The sequence below is a fragment of the Pseudomonas poae genome (genome assembly GCF_001439785.1).
GTDB classification, from domain to species: domain Bacteria; phylum Pseudomonadota; class Gammaproteobacteria; order Pseudomonadales; family Pseudomonadaceae; genus Aquipseudomonas; species Aquipseudomonas poae.
The window spans coordinates 277418-290108 of the sequence record NZ_JYLI01000004.1; the positions used below are offsets into that span (position 1 = coordinate 277418).

General features: G+C 63.5%; 9 protein-coding genes. 5 read left to right on the top strand and 4 right to left on the bottom strand.

The annotated features are described in order from the left end of the window. The first annotated feature begins 58 nt into the window (after nucleotides 1-58). From TU75_RS06655 to TU75_RS06665, 3 genes are all read left to right on the top strand, one after another. On the top strand, nucleotides 59-3349 hold the full coding sequence (locus tag TU75_RS06655) for a transglutaminase family protein (protein WP_060548499.1): 3291 nt from the start codon (nucleotides 59-61) through the stop codon (nucleotides 3347-3349). A gap of 159 nt (nucleotides 3350-3508) precedes the next feature. Then, nucleotides 3509-5995: a circularly permuted type 2 ATP-grasp protein gene (locus tag TU75_RS06660; RefSeq protein WP_003236205.1), complete on the top strand. Its 2487-nt coding sequence runs from the start codon at nucleotides 3509-3511 to the stop codon at nucleotides 5993-5995. Beyond that, a complete protein-coding gene (locus tag TU75_RS06665; RefSeq protein WP_003236203.1) occupies nucleotides 5995-6885 on the top strand; it encodes a transglutaminase family protein in 891 nt (296 codons plus the stop codon). Before TU75_RS06660 ends, TU75_RS06665 begins: the two co-directional genes overlap by 1 nt. 36 nt (nucleotides 6886-6921) lie before the next feature. Here the strand turns inward: TU75_RS06665 and TU75_RS06670 are convergent, their stop codons facing one another. Continuing rightward, entirely contained in the window at nucleotides 6922-7104 is a 183-nt protein-coding gene (locus TU75_RS06670) for a hypothetical protein (RefSeq protein ID WP_003236202.1), read from the bottom strand. A gap of 221 nt (nucleotides 7105-7325) precedes the next feature. Between TU75_RS06670 and azu the strand changes: the two genes are divergently transcribed. Then, nucleotides 7326-7772, top strand: coding sequence for an azurin (gene azu, locus TU75_RS06675; protein WP_015373641.1), 447 nt, complete (start codon nucleotides 7326-7328; stop codon nucleotides 7770-7772). A 109-nt stretch (nucleotides 7773-7881) separates the two neighbouring features. Here the strand turns inward: azu and nadE are convergent, their stop codons facing one another. The 3 genes from nadE to TU75_RS06690 form a co-directional block, all read right to left on the bottom strand. After that, nucleotides 7882-8709: an ammonia-dependent NAD(+) synthetase gene (gene nadE, locus TU75_RS06680; protein ID WP_060548500.1), complete on the bottom strand. Its 828-nt coding sequence runs from the start codon at nucleotides 8707-8709 to the stop codon at nucleotides 7882-7884. A 3-nt stretch (nucleotides 8710-8712) separates the two neighbouring features. Further along, a complete protein-coding gene (gene pncB / locus TU75_RS06685; protein WP_003236196.1) occupies nucleotides 8713-9927 on the bottom strand; it encodes a nicotinate phosphoribosyltransferase in 1215 nt (404 codons plus the stop codon). Nucleotides 9928-10134: 207 nt separating this feature from the next. Beyond that, nucleotides 10135-11025: a LysR family transcriptional regulator gene (locus TU75_RS06690; protein ID WP_003236193.1), complete on the bottom strand. Its 891-nt coding sequence runs from the start codon at nucleotides 11023-11025 to the stop codon at nucleotides 10135-10137. 153 nt (nucleotides 11026-11178) lie between these two features. Between TU75_RS06690 and amaB the strand changes: the two genes are divergently transcribed. Next, nucleotides 11179-12669 (top strand): L-piperidine-6-carboxylate dehydrogenase, encoded by a 1491-nt coding sequence (amaB, locus tag TU75_RS06695; protein ID WP_003236191.1) that lies wholly within the window; start codon nucleotides 11179-11181, stop codon nucleotides 12667-12669. Nucleotides 12670-12691 lie beyond the last annotated feature (22 nt).

The following is a 12691-nucleotide window of genomic DNA, read 5'->3' on the forward strand; positions in this document are numbered from 1 at the left end:
CGCGCTGGCATAAGTCTTGCGCGCGTTGTTCCCATGCTCTGGCTCGCAGGAGGCCGCCGTGTCGATTCATGTCGCGTTGCACCACGTTACGCATTACCGCTACGACCGCGCTGTCGAACTCGGCCCACAGATCGTGCGTTTGCGCCCCACACCCCATAGCCGCACGCGGATCCTGTCCTACGCGCTCAACGTGCAGCCCGAGCAGCACTTCATCAATTGGCAGCAGGACCCCCAGGGCAATTACCTGGCGCGCCTGGTGTTCCCGGAAAAAACCACCGAGCTGCGCATCGAAGTCGACCTGGTCGCCGAAATCGCGGTGTTCAATCCGTTCGACTTTTTCCTTGAGCCCTACGCCGAGAACATCCCCTTCAGCTACGCCGCCGATGAGCAGCGCGAGCTGGCGCCGTACCTGGAAACGCTGCCGCTGACGCCAACGTTTGCCGCCTACCTGGCCGGTATCGACCGCACGCCCTTGCCGGCGGTGGATTTTCTGGTGGGCCTCAACCAGCGCCTGGCCGCCGATATCGGTTACCTGATCCGCATGGAGCCGGGTGTGCAGACCCCTGAATTCACCCTGCAGAACGCCTCCGGTTCCTGCCGCGATTCGGCCTGGCTGCTGGTGCAATTGCTGCGCAACCTCGGGCTGGCCGCGCGGTTTGTGTCCGGTTACCTGATCCAGCTCACGGCAGACGTCAAGGCCCTCGATGGCCCCTCCGGTACCGAGGTGGACTTCACCGACCTGCACGCCTGGTGCGAGGTGTATCTGCCCGGCGCCGGCTGGATCGGCCTGGATGCGACCTCCGGCCTGTTCGCCGGTGAAGGCCATATCCCCTTGGCCTGCAGTCCCGACCCATCGTCCGCCGCGCCGATCAGTGGGCTGGTGGAGCCATGCGGCTGCGAATTCACCCACGAGATGTCAGTGGAGCGCATCTGGGAAGCCCCACGGGTAACCAAACCCTACACCGAAGCACAGTGGCAGGAGATCCAGGCCCTGGGTCAGCAGATCGATAGCGACCTGCTCAAGCACGACGTGCGCCTGACCATGGGCGGTGAGCCCACCTTCGTCTCCATCGACGACCCCGACGGCGCCGAGTGGAACACCGCCGCCCTGGGGCCGGACAAACGGCGTTTGTCCGCCGAACTGTTCCAGCGCATGCGCCAGCACTACGCGCCCCAGGGCCTGGTGCATTTCGGCCAAGGCAAGTGGTACCCCGGCGAGCAACTGCCGCGCTGGTCGCTCAACTGCTACTGGCGCCGCGATGGCGTGCCGATGTGGCACAACAGCGCGCTGATCGCCGATGAGCAGCAGAGTTATGGTGCCGACAGCGAGATGGCCGGGCGTTTCCTGGCCAGTGTGGCCGAACGCCTGAAATTGCCGGCGCGCTTCGTGTTCCCGGCCTTCGAAGACAACTTCTACTACCTGTGGCGCGAAGGGGCGCTGCCGCAGAACGTCACTGCCCAGGACCCGCGTTTGAGCGACGAGCTGGAACGCGAACGCCTGCGCAAGGTATTCGCCCAAGGGCTGGATAAAGTCATCGGCCAGGTGCTGCCGCTGGCGCGCACCGCTGCCAATGATCGCTGGCAGAGCGGGCGCTGGTATTTGCGCGACAGCCACTGTCGCCTGGTGCCGGGCGATTCGCCATTGGGTTACCGCTTGCCGCTGGCCTCGCAACCTTGGGTCACGGCGGCCGAGTACCCGTTTGTGCACCCCACCGACCCCAACCAGGACCTGCCGGAGTTACCCACCACCGCCCAACTGCACCAGCACGGCGAACCCGCGCCCAGCGATGAGCGTGTGCCCGAGGTGGACGAGTCCGCCGATTGGCTGACGCGCACCGCGCTGTGCGCCGAAGCCCGTGAAGGGCGGCTGTACCTGTTCATGCCGCCGCTGGAACGGGTTGAGGATTACCTGGAGCTGGTGGCCGCCATTGAAGCCACCGCCGATGAGCTGCAGTGCCCTGTGTTGCTCGAAGGTTACGAGCCGCCGGCCGATACGCGCCTGAGCAACTTTCGCGTCACGCCCGACCCCGGGGTGATCGAGGTCAACGTACAGCCGTCCGCCACCTGGAACGAGTTGGTGGAGCGCACCGAATTCCTCTACGAAGAGGCACGGCAAACCCGTCTGACCACCGAAAAATTCATGATCGACGGGCGCCACACCGGCACCGGCGGTGGTAACCACTTCGTGCTCGGCGGCGCGACACCCAAGGACTCGCCGTTCCTGCGCCGGCCCGACCTGCTGCGCAGCCTGATCAGCTATTGGCACAATCACCCGTCGTTGTCGTACCTGTTTTCCGGGCTGTTTATCGGCCCGACCTCCCAGGCGCCACGGGTGGACGAAGCGCGCAACGACGCGTTGTACGAGCTGGAAATCGCCTTTGCGCAAATGCCCGCACCGGGCGAAGAATGCCCGCCGTGGCTGGTCGACCGTCTGCTGCGCAACCTGCTGATCGACGTGACGGGCAACACCCATCGCGCTGAATTCTGCATCGACAAACTCTACTCACCGGACGGCGCCACCGGGCGGCTGGGCCTGCTGGAACTGCGCGCGTTCGAAATGCCACCCCATGCGCGCATGAGCTTGACCCAGCAATTGCTGCTGCGCGCCCTGGTCGCACGCTTCTGGCGTGAGCCTTACGCGCCGGCGAAACTGGTGCGCTGGGGCACCGAGCTGCATGACCGCTTCCTGTTGCCGCAGGTTATCGCGCAGGACTTTGCCGACGTGATCGACGAGCTCAACACCGCCGGTTACCCACTGCGCACCGAGTGGTTTGCCGCGCACCTGGAGTTCCGTTTCCCCAAAGTCGGCGACTATGCCGTCAGCGGCATCGAGCTGGAACTGCGCCAGGCCCTGGAGCCCTGGCATGTGCTGGGCGAGGAAGGCGCGGTGGGCGGCACGGTGCGTTATGTGGATTCGTCACTGGAGCGCCTGCAAGTGAAGTTGACCGGTCTGGCGCCGCAGCGCTACCTGCTGACCTGCAACGGTATTGCCGTGCCCCTGCAGCCCACCGGCCGCGTCGGCGAGTTCGTCGCCGGGGTGCGTTATCGCGCCTGGCAACCGGCCAACTGCCTGCAACCGACCATCGCAGTGCACGCACCGCTGGTGTTCGACCTGCTCGACACCTGGATGCAACGCTCCCTGGGCGGTTGCCAGTACCACGTCGCCCATCCGGGCGGGCGCAACTACGACAGCCTGCCGGTGAATGCCAATGAGGCCGAGAGCCGGCGCATGGCGCGGTTTTTCCGCCTGGGCCATACGCCAGGAAAGCTCACGGTGCCGACTGTGGTGCTCAACGATGAATTGCCGATGACGTTGGATCTGCGCCGCTTCCCCAATAAAAATGACTGAATGCAGTTCAACATGTGAGAGGGGGCTTGCTCCCGATCGCGGTACATCAGCCGATACATAAGTGACTGATCCACCGCCATCGGGAGTAAGCCCCCTCCCACATTGGATTGCGGCAAGTTTGAATTACACTGACTCCCCTTTGCCTCTGCCGAGCGTTCCATGTCCGATTTGCTCGACCGTTACCCGCTGACCGCGGGCACTTACCACGAACTGCTCGATGACAGCGGCGCCGTGCGTGCCCATTGGCAGCGCCTGCTCGACCATCTGCAACGCAGCACGCCCAACCAGTTGGCTCAGCGTCAGGCGCTGCTCACCCGGCAGATCCAGGAAAACGGCGTGACCTACAACGTCTACGCCGACCCCAAAGGCGCCGACCGTCCGTGGGAGTTGGACCTGCTGCCCCATGTGCTGGCCGCCGATGAATGGCAGCACCTGGCGGCCGGTATCGCCCAGCGTGCGCGCCTGCTCAATGCCGTGCTCGCCGACCTGTACGGCCCGCAACGCCTGATCGCCGAAGGCCTGCTGCCGGCCGAGCTGGTATTCGGGCATAACAATTTCCTGTGGCCGTGCCAGGGCATCCAGCCGCCCGACGGCGCGTTCCTGCACCTGTACGCGGTGGATCTGGCGCGCACCCCCGATGGCCGCTGGTGGGTGACGGCAGACCGTACCCAGGCACCCTCGGGCGCCGGCTATGCCCTGGAAAACCGCACCATCGTGTCCCGCGCCTTTCCGGACCTGTACCGCGATCTGCAAGTGCAGCACCTCACCGGTTTTTTTCGCACGCTTCAGGAAACCCTGGCGCGCCAGGCACCGGGCGACAACCAGCCGCCACTGATCGTGCTGCTCACCCCGGGGCGCTTCAACGAAAGTTATTTCGAACACCTTTACCTGGCCCGCCAGCTTGGCTATCCGCTGGTGGAAGGCGGCGACCTGACCGTGCGCGACAGTACCGTGTTCCTCAAGACCCTCAGCGGCCTGCGCCGGGTGCACGCAATCATGCGCCGCCTGGACGATGACTTCTGCGACCCGCTGGAGCTGCGCACCGACTCGGCCCTCGGCGTGCCCGGCCTGCTCGACGCCGTGCGCCAGGGCAATGTGCTGGTGGCCAATGCCCTGGGCAGTGGCGTGCTGGAGTCCCCGGGGCTGCTGGGCTTTTTGCCGAAGATCAACGAGTTTCTGTTCGGCGAAACGCTGATCCTGCCGTCGATTGCCACCTGGTGGTGCGGCGAGGCGCCGGTGCTGGCCGAAGCCCTGGAGAAACTGCCCGAGCTGCTGATCAAACCGGCGTTTCCTTCGCAGAGTTTCGCCCCGGTCTTCGGTCGCGACCTCAACCCCGCGCAGCGCCAGGCTCTGGCCGAGCGCATGCGCGCGCGGCCCTACGCCTACGTTGCCCAGGAGCTGGCGCAGCTGTCCCAGGCGCCGGTGTGGCACACCGTTGACGATCACCTGCAACACCGCGCCATCGGCATGCGCGTGTACGCCGTTGCCAGCGAAGACGGTTATCGCGTGTTGCCCGGCGGCCTTACCCGCGTGGCGGCCGATGCCGACGCCGAAGTGGTGTCGATGCAACGCGGCGGCGCGAGCAAGGACACCTGGGTGCTCGGCGAGCGCGCCGCCGGTGGCGAACTGTGGCGCGCACAACGCACGATTGGCGCCCATGACCTGGTGCGCCGAGACCCCTATTTGCCTTCGCGTGTGGTGGAAAACCTGTTCTGGTTCGGCCGCTATTGCGAGCGCTGCGATAACAGCGCGCGCTGGTTGCGCATCGTGCTCGCGCGCTATGTCGACGGCGACGACCCGCTGGCCTTGCAGGCGGCGGTGGAGCTGGGAGAAAACCTGCGCCTGCTGCCGGAGGAGGGCGAGTTGCCGCAGCGCCTGCTCGCGGCCTTGTTGGGGGATGACTGGCCGTCGAGCCTGCGCGCCAACCTGCAACGCTTGCAGTGGGCGGCGTCTCAGGTGCGCGGCAAATTGTCCCGCGAGAACTGGCAGGCGCTGGTGGAGCTGCAGCGCGAAGCCATGGCGCTGGAACGCGACGCTGCGGATGTCGGCGAGCTGCTGGACTTCCTCAACCGCCTGGTGATGTCCCTGGCGGCGCTGTCCGGCTTTGCTCTGGACGACATGACCCGCGACGAAGGCTGGCGCTTTCTGATGATGGGGCGACGCATCGAGCGCCTGCAGTTTCTGAGCAGCAGCCTGGCAGCGTTCCTGCGCGGCGTGGCGGTGTTCGATCAGGCCGGGCTTGAGTGGTTGCTGGAGCTGGGCAACAGCAGCATCACCTACCGCTCGCGCTACCTGGCGGTGCCGCAGTTGATCCCGGTGCTCGACCTGTTACTGCTCGATGAGCAAAACCCCCACGCGGTGCTGTTCCAGCTCAAACTGGTGAGCCGTACCTTGCGCCGCTTGAACGACGACTTCGGCGTGCCGCGCGAAACCGGCCTGGCTCCGTTGGTGGAGCGCCTGGCGCGTTTCGACCTGGCGTGCCTGGAGAACCCGCTGTTCGGCGAACCCGGCGTGCGCGCCGCACTGAACGGCTTGGCCGACCTGTTGCAGGCGGTCGCCGATGAGAGCGGGCAGGTATCGGATCGCCTGGCCCTGCGCCATTTTGCCCATGTGGATGATGTCAGCCAGCAAACGGTGTCGGTGTAATGAGCGCGCGCTATCAGATTTTTCACGATACCCATTACCACTACGACAGCCCGGTGTCCCTGGCCCAGCAGTTGGCCCACCTGTGGCCGCGGCCCTGCGCCTGGCAGCGTTGCAGCTCGCAGCAACTGGACATCAGCCCCGAGCCGTCCTCGCGGCGCGATGAGCTGGACGTGTTCGGCAACCCGATCACTCGGCTGGCGTTTGAGCGGCCTCACGATGAATTGCTGGTCAATGCCAGCCTGAGCGTGGAAGTGCTGGCCCGGCCGGCGCTGGATTTTCGGCAGTCGCCGGCCTGGGACCACACCCGTGACAGCCTGGCCTACCGCAGCCAGCCGCTGTCGCCAGAGCGCATCGAAGCCTGTCGCTATCGGTTCGAATCGCCTTACGTGCACCTCAAACAAACGTTCGTCGAGTTCTCTGCCAGCTGTTTCCCGCCCGGCGCGCCGTTGCTGGTGGGCGTGCAGGCATTGATGGAAAAGATCTTCAGCGAGTTCACGTTCGATGCCGAGGCCACCCAGGTCGCCACGCCGCTGGTGGAAGTGCTGGAGCGCCGGCGCGGCGTGTGCCAGGACTTCGCCCACCTGATGCTCGCCTGCCTGCGCTCGCGCGGCCTGCCGGCACGCTACATCAGCGGCTACCTGCTCACCCAGCCGCCGCCCGGCCAGCCACGGCTGATCGGCGCCGATGCGTCCCACGCGTGGGTTTCGGTGTTTTGCCCGGTGTCGGGCTGGGTCGATTTTGATCCGACGAATAATGTGCAGCCGGCACTGGAACATATCACCCTGGCCTGGGGCCGGGATTTCTCCGATGTGTCGCCGTTGCGGGGAGTGATTCTGGGAGGGGGGAGCCATGACCCGGAGGTGCGGGTGACGGTGATGCCGCTGGAATGACTGTGGCAAGCCTGCTTGCCACAGCATGGGGAATACTTATTCAGCCGGATCTTTTGGTGTTTCGCTCTCGTCGCTCGTTACTTCAGCATCTGCATCCGGGTTTACGCCGCCGGCTTCTTCGTCTGCAGCGGCTTTCTTGCGTTGCAGTTTTTCCTCTTTCTTCTGTTCCTTGGCCAAGTCTCTCTGACGTTTGGCGAAGGAGTAATTAGGTTTGGCCATGGGCGATCCTCTAGGGTCGAAGGTGAGGGGGGCGGCGCGCAGCTGCCTTTGGGTCGCTATGGTAGCAGCTTAGCGGCGCGGTTGGCGGCTGGCTGATTGTGCTGATCAATCTGATAGCCTAAAGTTGTATACAATCTGCCGGTGCAGATCATAAGAATTCGAGCCTGTCTGAGGCACCCTTTACCGCATTACACGTTTTAAACCTTGCCATGGAGATTCACATGTTTGCCAAAATCGTTGCTGTTTCCCTGCTGACTCTGGCCAGCGGCCAATTGCTTGCAGCAGAGTGCGCGGTCACTGTTGATTCCACCGATCAGATGTCCTTCAACACCAAGGAAATCACCATCGACAAAAGCTGCAAGACCTTCACGGTTAACCTGGAGCACTCGGGCAGCCTGCCAAAGCAAGTGATGGGGCATAACTGGGTGCTCACCACCAAAGCCGACATGCCGGCCGTTGCCAGCGACGGCATGGCGGCCGGTATCGACAAGGGCTACCTGAAAGAAGGTGACACCCGCATCATCGCGCACACCAAGCTGATCGGCGCGGGTGAAAAAGACTCGGTGACTTTCGATGTGTCCAAGCTGGCGGCGGGTACCGAGTACGAGTTCTTCTGCTCGTTCCCTGGGCATAATTCGATGATGAAAGGCGCGGTGGTGCTCAAGTAGGACCGCGTTATCGTTTATCGCAGGCAAGCCAGCTCCCACACTTGACCGGGTTCCGACAGGAAAATGCGGTCAAATGTGGGAGCTGGCTTGCCTGCGATAGCGGTCTACCTCACGGCGCGAACGGCATCACCCGCTTGTGCTCGGTCTTGCGATACGTCTCGCAGATGATCCGGAACGCCTCTTCGCGCACGGGCTCACCGTGCAGGAACGCATCGATCTCAGCATAGGTCACGCCATGTGACGCCTCATCCGGTTTGCCCGGCGACAAGTCTTCAAGGTCCGCCGTCGGTACTTTCTCCACCAGCGACTCTGGCGCGCCGAAGTGCCGCGCAATCGCGCGTACCTGGTTTTTCACCAGCCCGCTCAAGGGGGCCAGGTCGCAGGCGCCATCGCCGAACTTGGTGAAAAAACCCATCACCGCTTCCGCTGCATGGTCGGTGCCGATCACCAGGCCACCGGCCGCGCCGGCGATGGTGTATTGCGCCACCATGCGCATGCGCGCCTTGGTGTTGCCCAGCACAAAATCGCGGGACGCGGCGGGCTTGTCTTCAAACGCCGACACTTCCGTGGCCAGGGCCTTCACCGCCGGGCCGATGTTCACGGTGTGACGCTCATGCGGGTTGATGAAATCCACCGAGGCCTGGGCATCGAGTTCGTCGAACTGGGTTTCGTAGGGCAGGCGCACCGCGATAAAGCGGTAGGCCTCGTCACCGCTGCTGGCGCGCAGTTCCTGCATCGCGCGCTGGGCCAAAAGGCCCGCCGTGAGGGAGTCGACGCCGCCGCTGATGCCCAGCACCAGAGCCTTGAGCCCGGAATTGCGCAGGCAGTCCTGGATAAACGTTATGCGCCTGGTCACTTCGGCCTCAAGGGCCGCCTGATCGTTGAACGGTGCTTGGACCTTGAGCTGCTGCGCAATTTCACGCTGTACGGCTTGCATGGTTCACTCCTTGCTGGATAGGGCAGGTACTTTGAAAACGTGACGCAAATAGGCGACGAAATTAGGGTCGGTGCAGTGGGTCTTGCCCGCTTCATCGGAAATCTTCGCGACGGGCTGGCCATTGCAGGCGGTCATTTTAAGCACGATGCTCATCGGTTCCACCCCTGGAATATCGCAGGTCAGGTTGGTGCCGATACCAAAGCTCACATTGATGCGACCGCGCAGCGCACGGAATATCTCCAGCGCCTTGGGCAGCGTCAGACTGTCGGAGAACACCAGGGTCTTGCTCATCGGCTCGATGCCCAGTTTGTGATAGTGGGCGATGGCTTTTTCGGCCCATTGCACCGGGTCGCCGGAGTCGTGGCGCAGACCATCGAACAGTTTGGCGAAGTACAGATCGAAGTCGCCCAGGAACGCGTCGGTGGTGATGCAATCGGTCAGGGCGATGCCGAGCAGGCCACGGTATTCACGCACCCAGCAGTCGAGCGCGGCGATCTGGCTATCGATCAGGCGCGGGCCGAGTTGCTGGTGGGCCATGATCCACTCGTGGGCCATGGTGCCCAGCGGCTTCATGTCCAGTTCGCGGGCCAGGTGCACGTTGCTGGTGCCCACGAAGCGTCCCGGAAAATCGTGCTTGAGCACGCTCACCACTTCTTCCTGCACGCGGTAGGAAAAGCGTCGGCGCGTGCCGAAATCCGCCACTTGCAGCTCCGCCAGCTCATCGCTGCTCGCGTTGGCGGTCAGCCAGTCGAACTTGCGATACAGCTGCTCGCGCGCCTGTTCGAGGATCACGCTCTGGTAGCGGTAGCGGTTACGCACTTCGCTGACAATCGCCAGCATCGGCACTTCAAACAGGATTACATGCAGCCACGGCCCGCGCAGGCGGATAAACAGCTCGCCGTTTTCGATACCGGTCTGCACGTAGCGCAGGTTGAAGCGAAACAGCCCGAGAAAGCGCAAAAAGTCCGGCTTCATGAAACTGATGCGTTCCAGAAAGCCCAGTTGATCTGGGCTCAGGCTCAACTCGGCGAGGCGCTCGATCTGGTAGCGGATCTCTGCCAGGTACGGACGCAGGTCTTCGCTGTTGCGGCAACGAAACTCCCATTCAACTTCCACGTTCGGGTAGTTGTGCAGCACCGCCTGCATCATGGTCAGCTTGTAGAAGTCGGTGTCGAGCAGGTTCTGCACGATGCGATCGGCAAACACACTCTCGCTCATAACGGGAATCTCCAGACGGGTCGGCGATGGAGGCCGGCCTTTACGCACAATTGAGGAAGGGGGTTAGTGGCGCATAGACCTGTGGGGGATTGCCAGTGATTTTTTCAGTGAGGCCATTGGCGTCATCGCAGGCAAGCCAGCTCCCACAGGTTAAAATGCATTCCAATGTGGGAGCTGGCTTGCCTGCGATGGCGGTTTTCCAGGCGACTAAATAACCTGCTCCATCATCCACTTTACAAACTCTCTTACCTTGGGCACCTCCGCCGAATGCTCAGGATACGCCAGATAGTAAGCATCCAGGCTCGGCATCCCATGCTGCCAGGGAATCACCAACTTGCCCTCGGCCAATTCCTCCTCCACCAGGAAACGCGGCAACAGCGCCACGCCACACCCCACCTGCGCCGCACGGATGCACATATAGAACGTGTCGAACCGCGGCCCATGGTAGCTGTGCTCGGTATGGAAACCCTGGCTGGCGAACCAGTCATGCCAGCCCTGGGGCCGTGACGCGTTTTGCAGCAGCACCAGCTCGCTCAGTTGCGTGGGGTCGGTAAAGGGGCGGGCGGGCAGGCTGTCGGGCGAACAAACCGGTACCAGCTCTTCACTGAACAGTTTCAGGCTCTCGGTGCCGGGACGTGCGCCCTGGCCGAAGTAGAACGCCATGTCGGCCTTGCCTTGCAGCAGTTCGTCCGGTTCCTGTTCGTTGCACAGGTCCAGATGGATCTGCGGATGGCGCAGGCGCCACCCCTTGAGGCGCGGCACCAGCCAGCGCGCGCCGAAGGTATAGGGCGTGGACACGCGCAGTACTTCGGTCTCGCCGCCGTAGGAGCGCAGGTAATGCGTGGACATCTCCACCTGCGTGAGGATCTTGCGCACTTCCACCAGGTACAGATCCCCTGCCGGCGTCATTTGCAGGCGGCGACGCACGCGGCGAAACAGCAGGTGTTGCAGCAACTCTTCCAGCTGCGCCACCTGCTTGCTCACCGCGCTTTGCGTGAGGTTGAGCTCCTCGGCGGCGCGGGTGAAGCTCAGGTGGCGGGTGGCCGCTTCGAAGCACTGCAGAGCGGTGATCGAGGGCAAATAGCGTTTGTTCAGCACGGCACGCCTCTTTTTATTCTTTGCATGAATAAACGGAATGATATCTCGCCTAATCGTCGTTTGTTGGCAAGTCTTGGGCCAGCTACAAATAGGGTTTGAATGGCCGTGCGTGTGGCGGCGCGATTTTTTGTGTGCAGATTGAAGGAGTGACCCATGGTTGCCGCATTGCTTGATCGTCTTGGGGTGAACCCGGCGCTGTACCAGGCGGGTAAACAGCCCGTGCATTCGCCGATTGATGGCAGCCTGATAGGCCGTGTGCACTGGCAAGGTGCCGCCGAGGTGGAGCAACAGGTCAGTCGCGCCGAGCATGCATTCGACGCCTGGCGTAAGGTGCCGGCCCCGCGTCGCGGCGAGCTGGTGCGCCAGTTGGGTGATGCGCTGCGCCAGCACAAGGCTGACCTGGGCGAACTCGTGTCCTGGGAAGCCGGCAAGATCACTCAGGAAGGCCTGGGCGAAGTACAGGAAATGATCGACATCTGCGACTTCGCCGTCGGCCTTTCGCGTCAGCTCTACGGATTGACCATCGCCTCCGAGCGTCCCGGCCACCACATGCGTGAAACCTGGCATCCATTGGGCGTGGTCGGCGTGATCAGCGCGTTCAACTTCCCGGTGGCCGTGTGGGCGTGGAACACCGCCCTGGCGCTGGTGTGCGGCAACGCGGTGATCTGGAAACCGTCGGAAAAGACCCCGCTCACTGCCCTGGCCTGCCAGGCCTTGTTCGAGCGCGTGCTGAAAACCTTCGATGGCGCCCCGGAGTACCTGAGCCAGGTGATCATCGGCGGTCGCGACGCCGGCGCAGCCCTGGTGGATGACCCGCGTGTGGCGCTGATCAGCGCCACCGGCAGCACCCGCATGGGCCGCGAAGTGGCGCCCAAGGTTGCGGCACGCTTTGCCCGCAGCATCCTCGAGCTGGGCGGCAACAACGCAATGATCCTCGGGCCGAGTGCCGACCTGGACATGGCCGTGCGCGCCATCCTGTTCAGTGCGGTGGGCACCGCCGGCCAGCGTTGCACCACCCTGCGCCGGTTGATCGCCCATGAGTCGGTCAAGGCCGATATCGTCGCGCGCCTCAAGGCCGCCTATGCCAAGGTGCGCATCGGCCATCCGCTGGAAGGCAATCTGATCGGCCCGCTGATCGACAAGCACGGTTTTGACGCCATGCAGGACGCGCTGGAACAGGCGTTGAGCGAAGGCGGCAAAGTGTTTGGCGGCCAGCGCCAACTGGAAGACACGTTCCCCAACGCCTACTACGTGTCGCCGGCGATTGTCGAAATGCCCGAGCAAAGCGACGTGGTATGCACCGAGACCTTCGCGCCGATTCTCTACGTGGTCGGTTACACCGAATTTGCCGAGGCCCTGCGCCTGAACAACGCCGTGCCCCAGGGCCTGTCATCGTGCATCTTCACCCTTGATGTGCGCGAGGCCGAGCAATTCATGTCGGCGGTGGGCAGCGATTGCGGGATCGCCAACGTCAACATCGGCCCGAGCGGCGCGGAGATCGGCGGCGCGTTCGGCGGCGAGAAAGAAACCGGCGGCGGGCGTGAGTCGGGTTCGGACGCATGGCGCGGGTACATGCGTCGCCAGACCAACACCGTGAACTACTCGCTGGAGCTGCCGCTGGCGCAGGGCATTACCTTCGACTGATTCCTTCAGTCGGAGCGGGGTC